Annotated in this window: 22 protein-coding genes; 14 read left to right on the plus strand and 8 right to left on the minus strand. The window is 59.7% G+C overall.

All coding sequences use genetic code 11. The features are described from left to right. The 4 genes from AC1D2N_RS20235 to AC1D2N_RS20250 form a co-directional block, all read left to right on the plus strand. Positions 1–499: BA14K family protein (locus AC1D2N_RS20235; protein ID WP_477981848.1), on the plus strand; the 499-nt coding region annotated here is incomplete at its 5' end. A 122-nt stretch (positions 500–621) separates the two neighbouring features. Beyond that, a complete protein-coding gene (locus tag AC1D2N_RS20240; RefSeq protein WP_018241698.1) occupies positions 622–936 on the plus strand; it encodes a hypothetical protein in 315 nt (104 codons plus the stop codon). Between the two features lie 61 nt (positions 937–997). After that, positions 998–1,882: a hypothetical protein gene (locus AC1D2N_RS20245; RefSeq protein ID WP_130652233.1), complete on the plus strand. Its 885-nt coding sequence runs from the start codon at positions 998–1,000 to the stop codon at positions 1,880–1,882. A 164-nt stretch (positions 1,883–2,046) separates the two neighbouring features. Beyond that, on the plus strand, positions 2,047–3,048 hold the full coding sequence (locus tag AC1D2N_RS20250; RefSeq protein ID WP_130652234.1) for a L,D-transpeptidase family protein: 1,002 nt from the start codon (positions 2,047–2,049) through the stop codon (positions 3,046–3,048). Between the two features lie 65 nt (positions 3,049–3,113). Here AC1D2N_RS20250 and AC1D2N_RS20255 read toward each other — a convergent pair whose 3' ends face one another. Further along, positions 3,114–3,905 (minus strand): phenylalanine 4-monooxygenase, encoded by a 792-nt coding sequence (locus AC1D2N_RS20255; RefSeq protein WP_018241701.1) that lies wholly within the window; start codon positions 3,903–3,905, stop codon positions 3,114–3,116. A gap of 123 nt (positions 3,906–4,028) precedes the next feature. On the opposite strand from AC1D2N_RS20255, the gene AC1D2N_RS20260 reads away from it, so the two are divergent. Beyond that, positions 4,029–4,490 carry an Lrp/AsnC family transcriptional regulator gene (locus AC1D2N_RS20260; protein WP_003547665.1) on the plus strand — a complete coding sequence of 154 codons (462 nt, stop codon included), beginning with the start codon at positions 4,029–4,031 and terminating at the stop codon, positions 4,488–4,490. A 32-nt stretch (positions 4,491–4,522) separates the two neighbouring features. On the opposite strand, the gene AC1D2N_RS20265 is transcribed toward AC1D2N_RS20260, so the two are convergent. Then, positions 4,523–5,023: an Lrp/AsnC family transcriptional regulator gene (locus tag AC1D2N_RS20265; RefSeq protein WP_130652235.1), complete on the minus strand. Its 501-nt coding sequence runs from the start codon at positions 5,021–5,023 to the stop codon at positions 4,523–4,525. Between the two features lie 129 nt (positions 5,024–5,152). On the opposite strand from AC1D2N_RS20265, the gene hppD reads away from it, so the two are divergent. From hppD to maiA, 4 genes are all read left to right on the plus strand, one after another. Continuing rightward, a complete protein-coding gene (gene hppD, locus AC1D2N_RS20270; RefSeq protein ID WP_028732252.1) occupies positions 5,153–6,262 on the plus strand; it encodes a 4-hydroxyphenylpyruvate dioxygenase in 1,110 nt (369 codons plus the stop codon). Positions 6,263–6,325: 63 nt separating this feature from the next. Beyond that, positions 6,326–7,687, plus strand: a complete 1,362-nt coding sequence (hmgA, locus tag AC1D2N_RS20275) for a homogentisate 1,2-dioxygenase (RefSeq protein WP_028732251.1) — start codon at positions 6,326–6,328, stop codon at positions 7,685–7,687. 40 nt (positions 7,688–7,727) lie between these two features. Then, positions 7,728–8,753 (plus strand): fumarylacetoacetate hydrolase family protein, encoded by a 1,026-nt coding sequence (locus AC1D2N_RS20280; protein ID WP_130652236.1) that lies wholly within the window; start codon positions 7,728–7,730, stop codon positions 8,751–8,753. Then, positions 8,750–9,382, plus strand: a complete 633-nt coding sequence (gene maiA / locus AC1D2N_RS20285) for a maleylacetoacetate isomerase (RefSeq protein WP_018445721.1) — start codon at positions 8,750–8,752, stop codon at positions 9,380–9,382. The genes AC1D2N_RS20280 and maiA overlap by 4 nt, the downstream gene beginning before the upstream one ends. Before the next feature lie 109 nt (positions 9,383–9,491). Here maiA and AC1D2N_RS20290 read toward each other — a convergent pair whose 3' ends face one another. After that, positions 9,492–9,962, minus strand: a complete 471-nt coding sequence (locus tag AC1D2N_RS20290) for an MEKHLA domain-containing protein (RefSeq protein WP_130652237.1) — start codon at positions 9,960–9,962, stop codon at positions 9,492–9,494. Positions 9,963–10,052: 90 nt separating this feature from the next. On the opposite strand from AC1D2N_RS20290, the gene AC1D2N_RS20295 reads away from it, so the two are divergent. From AC1D2N_RS20295 to AC1D2N_RS20305, 3 genes are all read left to right on the plus strand, one after another. Beyond that, the gene (locus tag AC1D2N_RS20295) at positions 10,053–10,229 is read left to right on the plus strand and encodes a hypothetical protein (protein WP_165403087.1); all 177 of its coding nucleotides are present in this window, start codon (positions 10,053–10,055) and stop codon (positions 10,227–10,229) included. A gap of 154 nt (positions 10,230–10,383) precedes the next feature. Further along, positions 10,384–11,715: a COG3904 family protein gene (locus AC1D2N_RS20300; RefSeq protein WP_130652238.1), complete on the plus strand. Its 1,332-nt coding sequence runs from the start codon at positions 10,384–10,386 to the stop codon at positions 11,713–11,715. Positions 11,716–11,798: 83 nt separating this feature from the next. Continuing rightward, on the plus strand, positions 11,799–13,067 hold the full coding sequence (locus AC1D2N_RS20305) for a patatin-like phospholipase family protein (RefSeq protein ID WP_130652239.1): 1,269 nt from the start codon (positions 11,799–11,801) through the stop codon (positions 13,065–13,067). Positions 13,068–13,325: 258 nt separating this feature from the next. Here AC1D2N_RS20305 and AC1D2N_RS20310 read toward each other — a convergent pair whose 3' ends face one another. Further along, entirely contained in the window at positions 13,326–17,141 is a 3,816-nt protein-coding gene (locus AC1D2N_RS20310; RefSeq protein ID WP_477981855.1) for a vitamin B12-dependent ribonucleotide reductase, read from the minus strand. 121 nt (positions 17,142–17,262) lie between these two features. On the opposite strand from AC1D2N_RS20310, the gene AC1D2N_RS20315 reads away from it, so the two are divergent. Continuing rightward, positions 17,263–17,544 (plus strand): hypothetical protein, encoded by a 282-nt coding sequence (locus AC1D2N_RS20315; protein WP_157213919.1) that lies wholly within the window; start codon positions 17,263–17,265, stop codon positions 17,542–17,544. Between the two features lie 186 nt (positions 17,545–17,730). Here the strand turns inward: AC1D2N_RS20315 and AC1D2N_RS20320 are convergent, their stop codons facing one another. The 4 genes from AC1D2N_RS20320 to AC1D2N_RS20335 all read right to left on the minus strand — a co-directional run bounded on the left by AC1D2N_RS20320 (position 17,731) and on the right by AC1D2N_RS20335 (position 20,918). After that, a complete protein-coding gene (locus AC1D2N_RS20320; protein WP_018445717.1) occupies positions 17,731–18,321 on the minus strand; it encodes a hypothetical protein in 591 nt (196 codons plus the stop codon). A gap of 193 nt (positions 18,322–18,514) precedes the next feature. Then, the gene (gpt, locus tag AC1D2N_RS20325; RefSeq protein ID WP_018241714.1) at positions 18,515–19,009 is read right to left on the minus strand and encodes a xanthine phosphoribosyltransferase; all 495 of its coding nucleotides are present in this window, start codon (positions 19,007–19,009) and stop codon (positions 18,515–18,517) included. Between the two features lie 181 nt (positions 19,010–19,190). Beyond that, on the minus strand, positions 19,191–20,033 hold the full coding sequence (locus AC1D2N_RS20330; protein WP_018445716.1) for a universal stress protein: 843 nt from the start codon (positions 20,031–20,033) through the stop codon (positions 19,191–19,193). Between the two features lie 108 nt (positions 20,034–20,141). Then, complete coding sequence (locus AC1D2N_RS20335; protein ID WP_018445715.1) at positions 20,142–20,918, minus strand: competence/damage-inducible protein A; 777 nt, start codon at positions 20,916–20,918, stop codon at positions 20,142–20,144. 254 nt (positions 20,919–21,172) lie between these two features. Here AC1D2N_RS20335 and wrbA point away from each other — a divergent pair, with 254 nt between their 5' ends. Beyond that, the gene (gene wrbA, locus AC1D2N_RS20340) at positions 21,173–21,769 is read left to right on the plus strand and encodes an NAD(P)H:quinone oxidoreductase type IV (RefSeq protein ID WP_018445714.1); all 597 of its coding nucleotides are present in this window, start codon (positions 21,173–21,175) and stop codon (positions 21,767–21,769) included. The last annotated feature ends 72 nt before the right edge of the window (positions 21,770–21,841 follow it).

The raw sequence follows: 21,841 nt of genomic DNA on the forward strand, positions 1-21,841 counted from the left end.
CGTGGCGGATTCCGAACCTCACGCCTTCAAGGAGCTCGCAGCGCGCGATCTATGGACGACGACGCCGGTAAAAGTCGATCCTCGGCAGCAGCCCTATGAACGAATTCCGCCTCTCTATTCCAGCTATGTGACCGAGGCGTCGGCGAGCACGGCGTCAGCGGCAAGGCCCGATTCGGCTCGCCCGCCAGCCGAACTTCAGACACCGCAGCCCAGACTTTCGGCCGCGCATCTTGCCTGGTGTGGGGAACGTTATCGCTCTTTCGATCCCACGACCAACAGCTATCGGTCCTATAGCGGTGAGACCCGCGAATGCGCATCGCCGTTCCAGCGGACTGTCGCCGAGGCCGATGAAGGCGTCGGCACGAAAGTGAATGCACAGGCGGCAGCCCGGTGCGCCGCTCGCTACAAGTCGTATCGACCGGAAGACAATACGTATCAACCATGGGAAGGACCGCGGCGCAGTTGCGACATGTCGGATCTCGTTGCGACCAGCAATTGATTATCGGCGGTGGTCGCGAGGTGCGGATCATGCTGCACCAAACTGGTGAATCGGACTAAAGTCCGTGTTGCAAACGCTACGGTTGTGATACCCGGTTGTATTAGAGTGTTGGAGATCAGGGGATGGCAACGGCGCTGATAACAGAAATCCAGCAGGCGCAGACAAGGCTTCCGCTCTTGAGCCGAGCGGATCGAGCAGCCCTTATCGTTCGCATCCTCCGCGAGCTGAAGACGCATCGGCGGGAGGTTCTCGCAAATGTGCCAGCCGAGCGCTGCGTATGGATCGACAGGCTGATTGCGTCCGTGTCCTCGACGATACCGGAAATCGTCAACATGCTGGACGCCGAGTTCAATCGTGTCTTGAGCGAGTTCGAAAAGCTTATCGCGACGCTCGATGACATCTCGCATACCGAGAAACGGTCGAAGACAATTCACTGAGAGGGCAGCCAAGCGAGCGCCTTATCGGAAACCGATCGCTGCGCGTTAGCGTTCTCCTTCCATGACCGAATCCAAATCCGCCGCTGATCACGAAAAGGCTCCGTCCGGCGAAGACGGTGCGAAGCCCGGCGCGGACATTTCTTTCCCTTACGACAGGATGACCGTCGAGCAATTCCGAAGACGCTTCCCCCGTGCCCGCTGGAGCGATGCCCGCCAGGCCTGGTTCGTTCCCGGGCGGACGGCGTCCCGCCGCATCGGACGATGGCTTGCCGAGATCGAGTCCGAAGCCGACGCCCATGCGGACGCAAAGGGACGCGACGCCTTCGCCTTCGATCCCATCGACAGTCCATATCTCGAACTCGGCAAGGCAGGCTTCCAAATCCGCACGCCGTATTCGAAGACCGTCGTCGACGAATTGCGCGAGGTGCCATTCTCACGGTGGGACGGCGATCTCAGGATTTGGCACGTTCCCTTCCGGTCCTATGAGGAACTCCGGCGCAGATGGCCCGAGATCGAGGCGGCGGCTCGCAGGAACGAGCCGGAAGAGAGACGACGTCGAGCCGAGGAGCGGAAGGGGACCGAACAGGAGATGCGCAGCAAACTCCGCTCTGCGGAACGAAAGCGTCACCGTTACCCGCTTCAGAGCGACGACCTGCCGCCAATAGGACGTCCTGTGGTCACCGCCTATGGAATCGTCGTCTTTAGCGAAATCTCAGGCGAACTGGTCGACCCGGGTGTCGTTGCGGACTTTTATCCCGGCGTGACCGAGGATCACGTCTGGGGACATTGGCGGGTGCCCACACTCGAAGAACTCATCCGCACCTGGCCCGCGAAAATGCTTCCGGTTCAGAACGCCGCGTGGTGGCTGCCGACGATCGAGGAACTGAGGCCGACCCGTCGCACGGCAAGGTCGCGCGAAGCCAGGAAACAAGCGAAGACGCCGTGACCGCTGCTTGCTCCTTCGGATCAACTGGCGGTTGTACTGAAATTTACTGAGGCTGGACGTTGAAATCATCGTGAACAGAAGCCGGCGGTTCCGCTGAAGACGTAGCTGTCGCCAAAATTCTCCGGCCGCTCTCGCGCAGTGGAACAAGTTCCGGCTCTAGCCATTTGTCGTCCATGAAAACAGCCCTGCCGATGTCGCTGCTCGCCCTGGCCATTTCCGTTGGCGGCGCCGCCGCGCGGGAACTTCGACCCGAAGCCATCAATACCGCTTCGATTGCTTCCATTGGCGCGGAGAAGCCGGCTCCAGCAGATCCAGACCTGGCGATCGTCCGCCTTCAAGTTTTGCTCGACCGAGCGGGCGCGTCTCCCGGCGTGATCGATGGCCTCTCCGGCGAGAACGTCAACAAGGCCGTGGCCGGTTTCGAGGCTATGAACGATCTTCCCGTCGACGGCAGGCTGGATGCGGAAGTCGTCTCCCGGCTGGAAGGCAATGCCCCCATCGTCGAGAGCTACGTCGTCTCGGCCGACGATGCCAAGGGTCTCGTTGACAAGATCCCCGAAGACTATGGCGAGAAGGCAAAGATGCAGAGCCTGGGATATACGAGCGTTGCCGAGAAGCTATCCGAGCGGTTTCACATGGGGATCGATCTGGTAAACGCGCTCAATCCCGCTTCGCAGTTTGCGCCCGGCGATACGGTGTGGGTCGTGACCCCCGGCCCGCCGAGGGAAGGAAAGGTCAAGAGGATCGAAGCCAACAAGAAAACGGGACAGGTGCTGGCCTTTGCCGGGGACGGATCACTGCTTGCCGTCTATCCCGCGACGATCGGAAGCGAAGACAATCCGGCGCCGTCGGGCAAGCATAAGGTCAAGGGCGTCGCCAGGATGCCGGTCTACCGATACGACCCGAAGCGCAACTTCAAGCAGGGCAAGAACGACAAGGTCCTGACGATCCCGAAAGGGCCGAACGGTCCGGTCGGCACGGTCTGGATCGACCTGACCGAGCCGACCTATGGAATACATGGGACGCCGGAGCCGAAGCTCATCGACAAGGTGGGATCGCACGGTTGCGTGCGGCTGACGAACTGGGACGCCGAAGAGCTAGCCGGCATGGTCAAGCCCGGTGTGCTGGTGGACTTCGTCAGTCGAAGTTCAGCCACGCCGAAGTGAGGGGGAATCCGTCGCGATCCCACTCTTCTCCGGCTTGTCGCTCGCGAGGTATTGCCTGCGGCGATTCACGAAGCTTTGGCTTCGAAAGCGGGGGCGAAATCACCCAGTGATTTTGCCTTCAGGATCGTGGCCTCGATATCCTGCTCCACGATCGCTTCAAGATCGGCGAAGCTGTCGATGACATAGTAGATCGGCTGGAGGATATCGATCCGGTAGGGCGTCCTCAGCACGCTGAGCAGATCGAACGGCCGGAACTCGCACGCCTTGCCTTCCATTGCCGCCTTCGCTTCGCTTGGCGATGAGACAATACCCGCGCCGAAGCAGCGGCGGCCTTGCGGCGTATTGATCAGGCCGAATTCGACGGTGAACCAGAAGATGCGGAACAGATGCCATGAATAGCCCTTGCCGAGGCGGACGGCCGTCTCGCCGAAATGCCGGACGAAATTGGCATAGCTCTGGTTGGTGAGCATGGGGCAGTGGCCGAAAACCTCGTGGAACAGGTCCGGTTCCTCGATATAGTCGATATGCTCGCGACGGCGCAGGAAGGTTGCGAGCGGGAATTTGCCTTGCGACAGAAGCTCATAAAAGCGCGACGGCGGAATGAGCGCCGGCACGCCTTCCACGCCGAAGCCGGTGGTCTCGTTCAGGCGTCTGTTGACGTCGAGAAGCTGAGGCACCTTGTCTGGCTTCAGCCCCAGCATTTTGACGCCGTCCAGATATTCGCGGCAGGCCGTATCGGCCAGCAACTTCATCTGACGCCGGTAGAGTTCGCCCCAGATCGCATCTTCGTCAGGGGTGTAGTCATACAAACCGTCCGGGCCGGGCAGTTTGGCGGTGTAGCTGCTTTCCTTGGTCATAGGCTGATCCTCCCAGGCACGGCTCTATTCCTGCCATTATGATCCGGGTTTGGAGGATTTTCTTTTCTTTCATCCTGGCTATTGCCATAGTGATGGCAAATCTTCCCGAAAGTGACGCATAAAATGAAAGAACCTGGGAATTTCCGCCGCAAGCTTCTGCAACTCGTCCAGGCCGACGGCAGCCTTTCGCTGGCAGACCTGGCGGAAAAGGCCGGCATGTCGCAGAGCTCTGCCTGGCGGAAGATCCAGGAGCTGGAAGCCGACGGCGTCATCCGCAAGCGGGTGACCCTGCTCGATCCGGGCAAACTCGATCTCAAGCTCTGCGTCATCGCGCATGTGACGCTGGAGGATCACCACGAAGAGGCGGTTGCGTCTTTCGCTTCGGTAGTGCTGGAGCGGCCGGAAATCATGGAGTGCTATGCCCTATCAGGCGCCTTCGACTACATGCTGAAGATAAGGGCAAGCGACGTGGAAAGCTACGAAGCCTTCATGACCCGCTATCTCATGCGCAACCCGCATGTGCGCACAGTGGTCTCGAGCTTTGTGCTGCGCGAGCTGAAATTCTCGACCGAACTGCCGCTCTGATTTAGATATCTGCGCAGGGCGATACCGTCACATCACCGCGTGCTGTCGCCATGCCAGTGTCCCGGCATGAGCACCGGAAAGCCTTCGAATGTTTTCAACGTCTCGAGCACGATCGACGTCTTCACGTGCTGTACGGACTCATGGGGCAACAGAACGTCGTTGACGAATTTGGAAAGGTCGGCGAGCCCGCGGGTCGCGACCGTCAGGTGATAATCCATTTCACCGGTCAGCGCATAGGCTTCGAGAACTTCAGGCAACCCGTTGATCAATTGCGAAAACCGGCGGGCATTGTCTCTGTTGTGGGTGGCAAGCGTCACGGAAATAACCACCAGCATATCCAGACCCAGCTTCTGCCGATCGAGGTAGGCGCGGTAGCTGCGGATATATCCCTCAGCCTCGAGTCTCGTTCGCCGGCGAGAGCATTGGGACGGTGAAAGCGCGATCCGCTCCCCCAGCTCGTTGTTCGTCAGCCTGCCGTCCTTTTGAAGTTCCTGGAGCAGGCGCAAATCCAATTTGTCGAGCGGTTCATCCATTGCATGAAATCTCCAAAATACTCACGGATCGTGCATAATCTCTTCCTGGAGCATAAAGAATGCAAGAACTTTGCACGCGTTTTGGGTCACACTTTGCATAGAAATTCAATCTCCTCTGGAGGAAAGAAAATGGGTCCTTTCCCACATGATGCACCGCCCTCGGAAATCACCGCCGACAATCCGGCCGGCACCGACGGCTTCGAATTCGTCGAATTCGCCCATCCCGAGCCTGAGAAACTGCGCGAGCTTTTCACACGCATGGGCTACGTCGTGGTCGCCAGGCACAAGACGAAAGACATCACCGTTTGGCGCCAGGGTGACATCAACTATCTGCTAAACGCCGAACCCGGCAGTCATGCCGCCCGTTTCGTCGCAAACCATGGCCCCTGCGCCCCATCGATGGCATGGCGCGTCGTCGACGCCAAGCACACCTTCGACCACGCGGTATCAAAAGGTGCGGTTCCCTATGAGGGGGACGACAAGGCGCTCGACGTCCCGACGATTGTCGGCATTGGCGGCTCGCTGCTCTATTTCGTCGAGACCTATGGGGAAAAGGGATCGGCTTACGAAGCCGAGTTCGATTGGCTTGGCGAGCGCGACCCGCATCCGCAGGGGATCGGCTTCTATTATCTCGACCATCTGACGCACAACGTCTTCCGCGGCAACATGGACAAGTGGTGGGATTTTTACCGCAACCTGTTCAACTTCAAGCAGATCCACTTCTTCGACATCGACGGCCGCATCACCGGTCTGGTGAGCCGCGCCATCACCTCGCCCTGCGGCAAAATCCGCATTCCGCTGAATGAATCGAAGGACGACACCAGCCAGATCGAGGAATATCTGAAGAAGTACCGGGGCGAGGGCATCCAGCACATCGCCGTTGGAACAGAGGACATTTACGACGCCACCGACAGGCTTGCCGACAACGGCCTGCGCTTCATGCCGGGTCCGCCGGAGACCTATTACGACATGTCCTATGAACGCGTGAACGGCCATAGCGAACCGATCGAGCGCATGAAGAAACACGGCATCCTCATCGACGGCGAAGGTGTGGTGAATGGCGGCATGACGAAAATCCTGCTGCAGATCTTCTCCAAGACCGTCATCGGCCCGATCTTCTTCGAATTCATCCAGCGCAAGGGTGATGAGGGCTTCGGCGAAGGCAATTTCCGGGCTCTCTTCGAGTCGATCGAGGCCGATCAGATCAAGCGTGGTGTCATCGGTACTGCAGCGGAGTAAACTCTGCAGCGCCGCGCGTCTGGAAAGGTGCGCGGCGCAGGAGGGTTACGGGAGGAGTGAGCAATGGACCAGACATCGATCCAGACGTCCGACGGTGAAGCCGCGACGGCAAACAGGCTGAAATATATGCCGGGCTTTGGCAATGACTTCGAAACCGAGTCGCTTCCCGGTGCCTTGCCGCAAGGCCAGAACAGCCCGCAGAAATGCAATTACGGTCTTTATGCGGAGCAGCTTTCCGGCTCGCCGTTCACCGCGCCGCGCGGGACGAACGAAAGGTCCTGGCTTTATCGCATTCGCCCGAGCGTGCGTCACACCCGCCGCTTCTCCAACGCATCCTATCCGCTCTGGAAAACGGCGCCTTGCCTCGACGAGCACTCGCTTCCTCTGGGCCAGCTTCGCTGGGATCCCATCCCCGTGCCCGCGGAGAGACTGACCTTTCTCGAAGGGGTGCGGACAGTCACGACGGCAGGCGATGCCACCACCCAGGTGGGCATGTCAGCCCATGCCTACGTCTTCAATGAGGACATGGTCGACGATTACTTCTTCAACGCCGACGGTGAACTGCTGATCGTGCCGCAGCTCGGCGCCATCAGAGTGTTCACCGAAATGGGCATCATGGATGTCGAGCCCCTGGAAATATGCCTCATCCCGCGTGGCATGATGTTCAAGGTTCTCAAGGGTGGCGAGCAGACGGTCTGGCGGGGATATATATGCGAGAACTACGGCGCGAAATTCACGCTGCCGGACCGCGGACCGATCGGCGCCAACTGCCTGGCAAACCCGCGCGACTTCAAGACACCCGTTGCCGCTTTCGAGGATAAGGAAACGCCTTGCCGCGTGCATGTGAAGTGGTGCGGAAAATTCTATGTCACCGACATCGGCCACTCGCCCCTCGATGTGGTCGCCTGGCACGGCAATTACGCGCCTTACAAATACGACTTGCGGACATTTTCTCCGGTCGGCGCCATCAGCTTCGACCATCCCGATCCGTCGATCTTTTCGGTACTGACCGCGCCCACCGAAGATGCCGGCACGGCAAATGTCGATTTCGTGATTTTTCCGCCGCGCTGGCTGGTCGCCGAACACACCTTCCGTCCGCCTTGGTACCACCGCAACATCATGAGCGAGTTCATGGGCCTGATCCACGGCCAATATGACGCCAAGGAGGAGGGCTTCGTGCCGGGCGGTATGAGCCTGCACAACATGATGCTTCCCCATGGGCCGGACGCGCTCGCCTTCGAAAAGGCATCCAACACCGAACTCAAGCCCGTGAAGCTTGATCACACCATGGCCTTCATGTTCGAGACCAGATACCCGCAGCAACTGACCAAATACGCAGCCGAACTGGAAACGCTGCAGGAAAATTACCTCGAATGTTGGGACGGCCTGGAACGCAAATTCGACGGAACCCCCGGTCTCAAGTGATGCATCAAGCAAAGACACCCTCCGGCACTGGAATTAAGATATGAAGCTTGCGACCTTGAAGGACTCCACGAGGGACGGCCGGCTCGTCGTCGTTTCCCGCGACCTGACCCGCTGTTCGGAGGTCGGTCACATTGCCCGGACCCTGCAGGCGGCGCTCGACGACTGGGAGCATGTGGCTCCGAGGCTTCAGCTGATTGCCGAAGGCGTCGAGACCGGAGCCCAGCCGACGATCCGGTTTCACGAACATGACGCTACGTCACCTTTGCCGCGGGCCTATCAATGGGCCGATGGTTCCGCTTACGTCAACCATGTCGAACTGGTGCGCAAGGCGCGCGGCGCCGAGATGCCTGCAAGCTTCTGGACCGATCCGCTGATCTATCAAGGCGGGTCGGACGCTTTCCTCGCGCCGCGCGATCCGATCGTGGCGGTTGACGAGGCTTACGGGATCGACATGGAAGGCGAGGTCGCGGTCATTACCGGCGACGTCGCCATGGGTTCCAGCCCGGAAGCCGCACGCGGCGCCATCCGCCTGCTGATGCTCGTCAACGACGTGTCGCTGCGCGGTCTGATCCCGGGCGAACTGGCAAAGGGATTTGGTTTCTTTCAGTCGAAGCCGGCATCGGCATTTTCTCCGGTCGCGGTGACGCCGGACGAGCTCGGAGAGGCCTGGGACGGCGGCAAGCTACATCTTCCGCTGCTGGTGAGCTTGAACGGCAAGCCATTCGGCAAAGCCAACGCCGGTATCGACATGACCTTCGATTTTGGCCAACTGATCGCCCATGCCGCCAAAACCCGTAACCTCCTGGCCGGAACGATTATCGGCTCGGGAACAGTGTCCAACAAGCTCGACGGCGGCCCCGGCAAGCCGGTGGAAGAGGGAGGAGACGGCTACTCCTGCATCGCCGAACTCAGGATGATCGAGGCCATCGACGCCGGATCCCCGAGGACTCCCTTCATGAAGTTCGGGGATCAGGCCCGCATAGAGATGAAGGATAAGGCCGGTCATTCGATCTTCGGGGCGATCGAGCAGACTGTCGAAAAATACCAACGGGCCGACCCGCGATGAACGAGGTCGTTCTTTACGACTACTGGCGATCATCGGCGAGCTATCGCGTCCGCATCGCGCTCAATCTCTTGGGCATCGATTATAAGACCGTGCCCATCAACCTGCTGGAGGGCGCGCACAGGACGCCGGACTATCTCACGCTCAACCCGCAGGGCTTCGTGCCGACATTGGTGATCGACGGGAAAACACTGACCCAGTCGCTGGCAATCATCGAATATCTGGCCGAGCTTCGGCCGGAATGCGGATTGTTGCCACCTGACATTGCCGATCGCCAGAAAGTCCGCGCCCTTGCCTATGCGGTCGCCATGGACATCCATCCGATCTGCAACTTGCATGTCGTGTCGCATCTGATGACCATGACGGATAAGGCCGATGCCCGCGAGGAATGGATGAAGCATTTCATTGCCGACGGACTGCGCAAACTGGAAGCCATGATCGGCGAATTTGATGGAGCATTCAGCTTTGGCGACAGGCCGACGATGGCGGATCTCTGTCTGGTTCCACAGGTCTACAACGCCCGCCGCTGGGGAGTAGATATGACCGCTTTCAAAGGCATCGTCGATATCGACGCCAAATGCGCCAAACTGCCGGCATTTCAGGCGGCGCATCCTGACCGCGTGAAACCGTAGCTTCATTGCGATAAAACTCGGATCAAGTCCGAGGACAGGAATGAGGGAGCAGAGAGCGTATAGCAAGAACCGCTAAGCTACGTTTGCCGCTCCCCCCGGGACGGCGACATTACGCGTCCCGCCATGAAGGGAATATCGCAGCCTGGCCCAACCGCTTGCCGGTTTCATCGATGAGCTGCCAGACGGTCACATCCTCGATCCAGAAACGGCGCCCCGATTTCGCGATCCTGAGACCGCGCGCATTGTCGACAAAACCATCGTGCGTGACGGCGTCCAGCAGCCGCTGGCGCTCGGCGCGATCAGGCTGCTCGGCCGAAAGCCGCGACGGCAGCGCAGTAAATTCATCCCAGCTATATTCGAAGCAGTTCTGCGCGGTGCGGTTGGCGTAGATGAAGCGCGGGTCGGGCGCGGTGTTGTGAGCGAGGACCACGAAAGGTGCATCATTGTAGAGCCAGTCCGGCCCTTGCCCGTCCTGGACAAGACGACGGCCGGTGATGCGCAGATAGCTTCCGGTGAGGAGCGAGAAGAAATCGGCATCGCTCCTCAGATCGAGGGCGTGATTGTCATAGGCAAAAGTCACGAAGTGCCTCGTTGGTCGAATGCTTGGATGCAGGTGACATAGTCGATATTCATTGCATCGGTCTACAACGCCCGCCGCTCGGGAAGTAATATGGTCGATTTCAAGCGCGGCGGATATCGATGGCATGGCGTCGAACTGCTGGCGTTCAGCCGGCGCGTCCCGACGAATGCGGACAGGGATCTCGCGATTGTGCGAGGAACCGGCGTTTACCTTGTCTCATCACTTCTGATTGTGCCGCTTGCCAGAAGATCGCCCCTTGTGCATTGATCGGTATCAACATTCTCTGCGAAGCTATTGTTCTTCTGACCGTAATCGGCGTCGGCGGTCGCCGATGAGGTCGGGCCTCACGGGCAGGTGATTTCATCATCCGGCTATACAGAGCTGCCAAGCTATGCTGCGAATGACGACAGGAGATATACAGGTGCTCGAGGGCTGGGTAAGAATGCGCAAATCCGTCTCGTTGATATCGCTGCTGCTGGCGTTCGTCGCCATGGCCGGAGAGGGGCATGCAGCAATTTCCTACCAACGTGTGGACGGCGCCCCGGGACGTGGTCTGGTGATAAAGGGCGTGTTTGAATTCTCCGACGATCCGACGCAGCTTGTCGACGAATACACGCAGTACCAAGCTGACTATATCAGCTTTGACTCGCCCGGCGGAAACGTGGTCACCGCGATCAGGTTCGGCCGCGCCATCCGCGCACTGAATGCGAGAACGCTCCAGATCAGAGCCTTGGAATGTGCATCGGCTTGCGCCTTCGCCTTCGTCGGTGGCGTCGAAAGGTTCGCCGAGCCGGGCTCGATCGGCGTGCATCGGATTTCCCTATCCGACGATGTCCCCATGGACAACAAATTGGCAGTCTCGACCGTTCAATTGATGACCGGCGAGATCATCGGCTATCTCACCGACATGGGAGTAAGCCCCAATCTGCTGCAGCTCAGCCTGTCGATCGACAGCACCGATATACGGTATCTCACCGCTGCGGAAATGCGAGACTGGAACATCAACACGCCCGAGGATATGCCCTCGGCGCAGGAAAGCGCGCCGCCCCGGCCAGGCGCCGCACCGCAGGAGAGCGCAACACCCGCCGACATGCCGTCAGACCCCAGCGCTTCCGAGGAGGTGGCCGCCTCCGAACCCGGCGACCTGACCACGGAGGCGGTTGATTTCGTCAACCGATACAATGACGAATGGTCGCAAGACAGTGCCTCGGCGTTGGCCTTTATGAAGGGCGTCTATGCCGACGAGGTCTCCTTCTTCGGAAACTCGGTCGACAAAGACGCCGTCCTGAAGGAAAAGGCAGCCTTCGCCCAACGCTGGCCGGAGCGCATCTACAGCGTCAAGCCGGGCTCCGTAACTGCCAGCTGTGCCGGAAAATGCGAAATGTCGGGAATTGTCGAGTGGTTTGCCGGAAACAGGGACACGGGTAAGACGTCCGCCGGGATGGCGGAATTCTCTTTCGTGTGGAACACGGCCTCTCTACAGATCGAGTCCGAGACCGGAAAGGTGCTCGCCACGGACAAGGGGGCCAAGGCACCGGATCGGTTGATCCATCAGTGGACAGGACTGGACGATATCTGCCGCACGAGTGTCGATCGCGACGGGCCTGAGACGCTACGGGCATGCAAACGGCGCGACGAACTCGGTCCGCTGCTCGATCGCGCGGGCTGGTGTTACGGCCATAAGGACGAGGCCGGAATAAATTGGGATTGGCACAAATGCGATGCCAACTCCCGCCGATATACGAGTCAGTAGAGCGCAGGCCCAAAGACGAGCGACCGTTGGTTTGCCCGGAGGAAGAAATGTTGGGAAACTCAGATTCCTGAGTGAGGCCGAGCATGTCGGAAAACGAACATTCCCGATCGAACACCGTCCTGCCGGGTTCTGACGAACCCGACAAGCCGGCCGAGCGCTACCAACTCGGCCTCTGCCTTTCGGGGGGCGGCTATCGGGCCATGCTTTTCCATGCGGGATCGCTTGCGAGACTCAACGAGGCCGGTCTTCTGGCGAAACTCGATATGATCTCGTCGGTCTCGGGCGGATCTATCGCATCCGGCCTGCTGGCCTATATGTGGCCACGGCTGATCTTCGAGAACCAGGTCGCCGTCAACTTCAAGACTGAATACCTCAATCGCATTCTGGCCTTCAGTCAGGTGTTCGCGGATGGGCCGTGCTTCCTGAAGGGCGTGTTCAACCCCTTCTCGAGCGCGGCGGAGGAAGCCGCTAAACTCTACGAGCGGCATCTCTTCGACGGAAAATCACCAAGCCTGAGCGATCTTCCGAGATCGCCCTGGTTCGTATTTTGCTCCAGCAATCTCAGCACCGGTTCACTCTTCCGGATGTCCAACCGCTATCTCGCGGATTACAGGATCGGGGTGTCGTTTCATCCGACACTTTCGCTCGCGACCGCGGTTGCCGCTTCGGCGGCATTCCCGCCCGTGCTGTCACCGCTGCGACTGGACCTGTCGCAGTTTTCCTGGAAAAGGGAAAAACTCGATGACACCGTTGGCGAACCGGCTGCTCCGGGCAGGGCAATATTGAGCGACGGTGGCATCTATGACAATCACGGCATCGAGCCGGTGCTGAAACGCTGCGATTGCTTGTTTGTCAGCGATGCCGGAGCGCCTTGGCGATCCTCGACCCACGGATACTGGAACTATCTCTCCCAGCTCAAGCGCGTTCTCGATACGACCGACAATCAGGTGCGGTCGTTGAGGCGCCGAGACCTGATCGGCGGCTTCAAGGCTGCAAAACAGGCTGATAGGCTTGGCCTCGACGATCTCGCGAAATCGGCTCTGCGCGCAAGAACCCGCGGCGTCTATTGGTCGATCGACAGCAAGAACGCCGAACTCAAGCCCTACGCGTCCTACACGCTGCAGCCGTCCTCGGTCGTCCCCTCGGAGGTCGGCACCTATCTCCATTTCCTCGGCGCGAAAGAGACGGAGCATCTGACGAACTGGGGGCACTATGTCTGCGACGCGATGCTCAACCGGTTCTATCAATCGCCCTTGGCTCCATCGTCCGGCCCGCCATTGGTTGCCGGAACCGTGAAGCCGGCTTGGGCGGCGAGGGCCAGCAAGCGCCTGTTCGACTTTCTTCCCTTTTGAACGCAAGTAGGAGGTGCCGGTTAAAGCGGGGCCAGCGGGATCCGGCGAGATTGCCCAGCAGTCGAAAATCCTACATTAAGCCAGAGGAAGAACGAACGTATTGACCGGTACGATGATCGGTTGTTTCTGGCTCCCTTCGGCCGCGAGGCTGAAGGGGGCCCAAAGTTCCAACTTCAATATTGTTTATGAAAGTATGAGAGGCCCGGTTGCCCGGACCTCCCACGATATTTTTAGAACCGAAGAGTAGGAAGAGCCTACTCAGCTGCACCCGCTCGTCGCACCACAAGTGTCGCACTTCTCGCAGGTGCCATTCCGCACCATCGTAAAATTCTGGCACTCCGAGCACATGTTGCCGGTATAGCCCTGCATGATCGAGCGCTGGCGGCGCTCGGCTTCCCGCTTCTTGGCTTCGGATTTCGCCGTTGCCGCGTCGGCCGCCGCCTTGTCGGAGAAGAGGGCTGTCGCGTCGCTGGTGATTTCCTCGGTCACCTCTTCGGCGATCTCTTCCGCCAACTCCTTGGCGCGCTCCTCGTAGTCGCGCTTGAAAGCAACGATTTCGGAGGTGGAGACGGCAATCGTCGTCTCCAGCTTGCGGGCCGCGCTGCCTGCAAAGGCAGTCACGGTGCCGGTGGAGGCGGCGCGGGCAGGGGCTGATGTGGCAGCACCCTTGGGTTCGCCTGCCTGGCGTTCGCCGCCGGTGCCGGACACCAGTGTCGGCTTGTAGCCGCGGGTCCAGCCGGTGGAGAGCAGGTTGGTTTTGCCTTCCTGGATGCCCTTGCCGAGTGCCGTGTTCGAGAAGTCAGACGTATCGACATGGGCCAGGTCGTGGCGGCCGAGATAGGAAACGGCAAGCTCGCGGAAGACATAGTCGAGGATCGACGTGGCGTTCTTGATCGCGTCATTGCCGATGACCATACCGGCCGGCTCGAACTTGGTGAAGGTGAAGGCCTCGACATATTCCTCGAGCGGCACGCCATATTGCAGGCCAAGCGAGATGGCGATGGCGAAATTGTTCATCATCGCACGGAAGGCAGCGCCTTCCTTGTGCATGTCGATGAAGATCTCGCCGATACGGCCGTCGCCGAATTCGCCAGTGCGGAGATAGACCTTATGTCCGCCGACGGCGGCCTTCTGGGTATAGCCCTGGCGGCGGTTCGGCAGCTTCTCACGTTCGCGGGAAACACGCTCGACCACCCGCTCGATGATCTTCTCGGTAACAGTGACGGCCTGGGCGGCGAGGGGTGCCTGCAGCAGTTCTTCCAGCGCATCCTCGTCGTCCTCGTCTTCGATCAACGAGGCATTGAGCGGCTGCGACAGCTTCGAGCCGTCGCGATAGAGCGCGTTGGCCTTGAGGCCAAGCTTCCAGGAGAGCATGTAGGCGTTCTTGCAATCCTCGACGGTCGCCTCGTTCGGCATGTTGATCGTCTTGGAAATCGCGCCCGAGATGAACGGCTGGGCAGCCGCCATCATGCGGATATGGCTTTCCACAGAGAGGTAGCGCTTGCCGATCTTGCCGCAGGGATTGGCGCAATCGAAGACCGGCAGGTGTTCCGCCTTCAGGAAAGGCGCGCCTTCCAGCGTCATCGCACCGCAAACGTGGATGTTGGCGGCTTCGATGTCCTTCTTCGAGAAGCCGATATGGTCGAGCAGGCTGAAGCTCATGTCGGCCAGCTGTTCGTCGGAAACCTTCAGCGTCTCCTTCAGGAAGTCGGCGCCCAGCGTCCACTGGTTGAAGACGAACTTGATGTCGAAGGCGCTCTTCAGCGCGGCGTTGACGGCTTCCACCTTCTCGTCGGTGAAGCCCTTGGTCTTCAGCGTCGATGGATTGACAGCCGGCGCCTGGTTCAGATTGCCATGGCCGACGGCATAGGCCTCGATCTCGGCGATCTGGCTTTCGGAATAGCCAAGCGTGCGCAGCGCGTCGGGCACGGCGCGGTTGATGATCTTGAAGTAGCCGCCACCGGCGAGCTTCTTGAACTTGACGAGGGCAAAGTCGGGCTCGATGCCGGTGGTATCGCAATCCATGACGAGACCGATCGTGCCTGTGGGCGCGATGACCGAGACCTGGGCATTGCGGTAGCCATGCTGTTCACCGAGCTCGAGCGCTTTGTCCCAGGCCGACTTGGCGTGGGCGACGAGATCCTGGTCCGGGTTTTCCGAATGGATCAGCGCGACCGGGTTGATCGACAGGGCCTCATAGCCGGAGGTTTCGCCATGAGCGGCGCGGCGATGGTTGCGAATGACCCTGAGCATGCTCTCGCGGTTCGGCGCGAAGTTCGGGAACGGGCCGAGTTCGGCAGCCATTTCGGCCGAGGTCGCATAGCAGACACCGGTCATGATCGCGGTCAGCGAGCCTGCAATGGCGCGGGCCTCAGTGGAGTCATAGGGAATGCCCGACGACATCAGCAGGCCGCCGATATTGGCGTAGCCAAGGCCGAGCGTGCGGTATTCGTAAGAGAGTTCGGCAATGCGCTTCGACGGGAACTGCGCCATCATCACCGAGACTTCGAGCACGACGGTCCACAGGCGAACAGCATGTTCGTAGTCAGCGATGTTGATGCGCTTGGTGGCCTTGTCCTTGAACTGCAGCAGGTTCAGCGAGGCAAGGTTGCAGGCCGTGTCGTCGAGGAACATGTATTCCGAGCACGGGTTCGAGCCGCGGATCGGGCCGCCGGCCGGCGAAGTGTGCCAGTCGTTCATCGTCGTGTTGAAGTGGATGCCCGGATCGGCCGAAGCCCAGGCAGCGTAGGAAATCGTTTCCCAGAGATCGCGGGCCTTGAGCGTCTTCATCACGCGGCCGTCCTTGCGGGCGGTCAGGTTCCATTCGCCATCATTCTCGACGGCGCGCAGGAAGTCGTCCTTGATCGAGACGGAGTTGTTGGAGTTCTGGCCGGATACCGTGAGGTAGGCTTCCGAGTCCCAATCCGTGTCGTAGGTCTTGAATTGGAGATCCTTGTAGCCCTGACGGGCGAACTGGATGACGCGCTGGACGTAGTTCTCAGGAACCTGGTCTTTCTTGGCGGCGCGGATTTCGCGCTTCAGGGCAGGGTTCTTGTTGGGATCGTAGCAATCGCGGTTGTCACCGCCTTCGCAGTTGAAGCAGGCCTTCATGATCGCCTTCAGATGCTTGGCGACGACCTTCGAGCCGGTCACGAGAGCCGCGACCTTCTGCTCTTCCTTGACCTTCCAGTTGATGTATTCCTCGATATCGGGATGGTCGATATCGACGACCACCATCTTGGCGGCGCGGCGCGTCGTGCCGCCCGATTTGATGGCGCCGGCGGCACGGTCGCCAATCTTCAGGAAGCTCATCAGGCCGGAAGAGCGGCCGCCGCCGGAAAGCTTTTCGCCTTCGCCGCGCAGCATCGAGAAGTTGGAACCGGTACCAGAGCCGTATTTGAAGAGGCGCGCCTCACGCACCCAGAGGTCCATGATGCCGCCTTCGTTGACGAGGTCGTCCTCGACAGACTGGATGAAGCAGGCATGCGGCTGCGGGTGTTCGTAGGCCGACTTGGACTTGGTCAGCTTGCCGGTGAAGGGGTCGACGTAGAAATGGCCCTGGCCGGGACCATCGATGCCGTAGGCCCAATGCAGGCCGGTGTTGAACCACTGCGGCGAGTTCGGGGCGACGCGCTGGGTGGCGAGCATGTAGGCAAGCTCGTCCTTGAAGGCCGAGGCATCTTCCTCGGAGGAGAAATAGCCGCCCTTCCAGCCCCAATAGGTCCAGGTGCCGGCAAGACGGTCGAAGACCTGGCGCGCATCGATTTCGGAGCCGGTCTGCTCATCCTTAGACAGGGTCTTCAGCGCAGCATCGTCGGGAACGGAGCGCCACAGGAAGGAAGGAACATCATTTTCCTCGACCTTCTTCAGCCGGGTGGGAACGCCGGCCTTGCGAAAATACTTCTGCGCCAGAACGTCGGTCGCGACCTGGGAGAACTGCGCGGGAACGTCGATATTCTCGAGGCGGAACACGACCGAACCGTCAGGGTTCTTGATCTCGCTCGTCGCCTTGCGGAATTCGATATCCGCATAGGCGCCTTGGCCGGCCTTCGTGAAACGACGTTCGATGCGCATGGTCTTGACCTCGTGTTGGCGCCCGGTCCCCGCGACCTCGGCGCAAAATTCCTATCCGGCGGCACTTTGTCGTCGCGCAGCCAGTCTCGTTTCCGTATCGTGACAGGGGTGTCATCCGGAGATGATCTTCCTGTATCTTGTGGTGATGGTGGCTGCAAACACTAAATATAGTATTAACAGCTTATTATCGCCAGCCCCGATGTCACTTTTTTTGGAGGCTGAAAACCGCGCAAAAATCCTGTCAGGCCTGAACCGTTCCCGGTCCACCGCCCTGATTCTGCGTCCTAATTTTCAAAAGGGAACCGGGCTCGTTACCTCCGGTCCTGTCGCCGCCGCAACATCAGAAATAGTAAAGTTTGAAACAGCTGATTCCGTCAAGGGCTGGCTTTTAATTGATTGCTAACCACAACATGTTGTGGATGCGCCTGTGGAGATTGGGGAAAGCCGGGGAGCGCTGAAATTACAATGGCTTGCAGGTGTTGCCGGCTAAGGAAAAGGTCGGAACGGCAAAAAAGCGTCCTGCGGCAAATCTTGTGATGGCATTTCCGGCGCAAATGGGCATGGCGATTCGCACGGGTGCAAGTGCCTGTCAAAGCGCATCGATGGCGATGGTAACGATGGCGACGCCAATCGGCCTGTTCTCTTCGTCCATGACGACGAAACTCGCCTGCGTTTCGAGAATCTGGGTGGATTCGTTGCGTTCGGCCCGGTCGATGAAGATCTCCCGGGAGCTGTTGGCGAAGGTTCTGAGATATTTCTCCTCGTCGCCCTGCCAATAGTCGGCGGTGACGGTGCTCTGACCGACATTCAGCCCATGCGAGTCGGTGACGAAAAATTCGAGGATCGCCCCTTGTGAGGTGTCCTGCCTGGCTTTCAGGTAATGCGACACGGATTTGTCGAGCAGCAGCGTGACCATGTGCAGTTGGTGCTGATCGACCTCCGACCGGTAGGTCTCGTCGAGCACCCGCATATCCATTTCGCTGACATTGCCGAATTTCGCATTCTGTTCGGCAATGGCTTTCAGCACCAAGGGCGTTTCCACCATCGGCCGGACCTGCTTCTCGACGTAGTCGCGCACGAGGGGAATGTAGGCTGGCTCAGCGCGGACAGGCGCCAGCGGAAATAGAAAGGTCGCCAACCCGACGGTCACAACCGCCCCGATATGCCCCCACCGCGCCATCTTGCTTCCTTATATCGCATCGTTTGCTACACGCTTTAAGCGCAATTTGACGCGATTCGCAGCTGCCGAGTTTATGCGAATAAGATAAAATAGATGTGCAGATCCCGATAGCGGATTCAGAAAACCTCGCCGACAAAATCTGGAACAATTTCAAGTGGTAAATGCGAAGGATGCGCGTTGAGATCGGTGGCGATCAGCGCGCGCCCTTGGCGATCGGCTCCTGATAGGTGAAGCCCATGTCCCAAGGGAAGTAAATCCAGGTATCCTGGCTCACCTCGGTGATGAAGGTGTCGACGGTCGGCACGCCCTTCGGCTTGGCATAGACGCAGGCGAAATGTGCCTTCGGCAGCATCGTGCGCACCTGTGCGGCGGTCTTGCCGGTATCCGTCAGATCGTCGACGACGAGCACGCTTTCGCCGCCATTTTCCTGAAGTTCGGGCGCTATGCCCTTGAGCAGCACCATGTCCCCCTGGTTCACATAGTCATGATAGGACGCGACGCAGACGGTCTCGATCAGCCGGATGTTCAGTTCGCGCGAGATGATCGCTGCCGGAACGAGGCCGCCGCGGGTGATGCAGACGATCGCCTTGAACGTCTGATCAAGGCCGGCAAGCCGCCAGGCAAGCGCGCGCGCATCGCGGTGGAACTGATCCCAGGAAACGGGAAAGGCTTTATCGGGAAGGGACATCGGGCTGCTCCGCGGCATGAAAAAACGACACGCCGTTTGCCGGCGACCGGACGGGCTTGAAGCGGCGATTGGCAAAACGCAAATCGCGCAGCCGGAACTGCGCGAGATGGGGCCGAGGCTCGAAGCTGTCATCGGTCGCCGCAATTAGCGGGATTTGCCGGCAAAAGGCAAGAGCAGCCAATCAACGCGATAACAGGGTCAGTGCCGTCATCGATTGCAGCAGGGTCTTGGTCGTGCCGCCGAAGATCATCTGCCAGAGCCAGGAATGCGTATAAGCGCCCATGACGAGAAGATCGATGCTGCTGTCCGATAGCCTGTTTTCGATGACGTGGGACGCACTTTTGTCCACACTTTGCGCCGTCGAAAGCGTCGTCTTCACGCCATGACGCGCAAGCGTCGCGGCGATGTCGGCGCCTGCTGTCAGCGGCGATTGCAGCGCCGTGTCGGCCGGATCGACCGAAAAGATCTCCACCTCGTCGGCGGCTTTGAGGATCGGCAGCGCGTCGAAGGTCGCGCGCGCCGCCTCCTTCGAGCCGTTCCAGGCGATCAGCACGCGCTTGATCGGCTTCGGCTGGCGGATGATATAGGGGATCATCAGCACCGGCCGGCCGCTTTCGAAGAGGAAGCTGTCGACGTCGACGTAGCTGTCGGAAGGTCTGGCCGGGTCGGCCTGTGAGGCGATCAAGAGGTCGGCGCTGCGCGCACTTTCGATCAGCGGTGCGGAGCCGTATCCGGTTGATGTGGCAAAGCTGCGCCACTCGGAGGAGGCGCCTGATGCCTCCGCTATCGCCCTGAAGATGCGCTCAACCGCAATCGTTTCGCTGTGCGCCATGTCCTGCAGCGCCTGCACGGCGACGGGATCGGGGATTTCCATCGGCGCCACCAGCGGCACGGCGGAGATGATTTCGGCATGCAGGCCGATCACGTGGGCGCCGCTTTCAGCGGCGAAGGCAAAGGCGAAATCGGCAACCGCAGCACTATTGTCTGATGTATCGAGAATGGCGAGAATGGTTTTGTAAGACATATCAATTCTCCTTGCGCTGAAATGGCTTGCGCGAGGAAAGGAATGCACCGGACCGTACTCCTGTTCCTTGATGGGGATCAAGGATGGCCCTGAGTTCCGGCGTTTCCCTCAAGCCTCGGCGGAATGGTTTTCGGCGATGTCCTTCCTGCGGCGGATGGCGTCGATCATCGCCTGCACTTCGGCGCCGGCCGCATCGATAACCGCCTGCGAGCGGCCGCGCACGACGATCTCGGTCGAGAATTTCTGGCCGACATAGCGCGGGTAGGAGCCGATACTGGTTTCCGGATGTGCTTTCTGAATCGCGGTCAAGGGCGTGCCGATCTCGCCTTCGCCGTAAGGGCAGGCGATGGCGAGCGAAAGCACCGGCGTGCCGGTTCGAAGCGTCGGCAGCACATTGTCGACCATCGCCTGGAAGACCTGCGGCACGCCGGCCATGACATGGACATTGCCGATGACGAAGCCTGGCGCGGTCGAGACCGGATTGGCGATATGCACGGCCCCGCGCGGCATGCGCGCCATGCGCTGGCGCGCTTCGGTGAATTCCATCTCGCGGCGCCGATACATCTCGGCAAGCAGTGTCATTGCCGCTTCGTCATATTCGCAAGGCACGCCGAAAGCCTTGGAGATGGCATCGGCGGTGATGTCGTCATGCGTCGGCCCGATACCGCCCGAGGTGAAGACGTAATCATATTTTCCGCGAAGGGCGTTCAGCGCCTCGACGATCGCCTCCTCGTCGTCGGCGACGATGCGCACCTCCTTGAGATCAATGCCGGAAAGCGTGAGCAGATCGGCGAGATGGCCGATATTTTTGTCCTTGGTGCGGCCGGAAAGAAGTTCGTCGCCGATGGCGAGCATGGCGGCGGTGACGACGATGTTTTGGCTCATGGGATGTTCCGTGATCTGAGGCTGGTGAATAGGTAGTGCCGTTCGGTCGCTTTGCAAACAGCCACGGCATGATGCCCAAAAGTGCAAGTGCTGTTCTGCGATACGTTCATTTTTGCTGAAATGAAAACGCAAGTGAATTTTCGTCTACGGATATTGAACACTGAGTTCTTCAAGGCATGGCTGTGTTCGGAAATACCCGCTGATAGAACTCCCTCGGTCACGAAATTCAACCAGTGCTCCAAGGGAGATTGAAGATGGCGAAGGTTCTCGTCCTTTATTATTCGGCTTACGGCCATATTGAAACCTTGGCCTATGCCGTTGCCGAAGGCGCGAAGTCGGCCGGTGCCGAGGTCACCGTCAAGCGCGTTCCGGAACTGGTTCCGGAAGATGTCGCCAAGGCTTCCTATTACAAGGTCGATCAAGCGGCTCCGATCGCCACCGTCGACGAACTGGCCGACTACGACGCGATCATCGTCGGTGCCGGCACCCGCTTCGGCACGGTCGCCTCGCAGATGCGCAATTTCTGGGATCAGACGGGCGGCCTCTGGTTCGCCGGCAAGCTCGTCGGCAAGCTCGGTTCGGTCTTCACCTCCTCGGCAACCCAGCACGGCGGCCAGGAATCGACCATCCTCGGCTTCCTCCCCACCTTCCTGCACCAGGGCATGGTCGTTGCCGGCCTGCCTTATGCCTTCCAGGGCCAGATGGGCACAGAGGAAGTCAAGGGTGGATCGCCCTACGGCGCTTCCACCATCACCAACGGCGACGGCTCGCGCCAGCCTTCCGAGATCGAGTTGGAAGGCGCCAAATACCAGGGCGCCCATGTCGCCAAGCTTGCCGCCAAGCTCGCTTGATCTTTGGCGCTGAAATGATGAAGGCGTGGCGGGCGTAAGGCTCGCCGCGCCTTTTCGTTTGCCGTTGACCGA

The organism is Rhizobium sp. P1_B8, assembly GCF_056406515.1.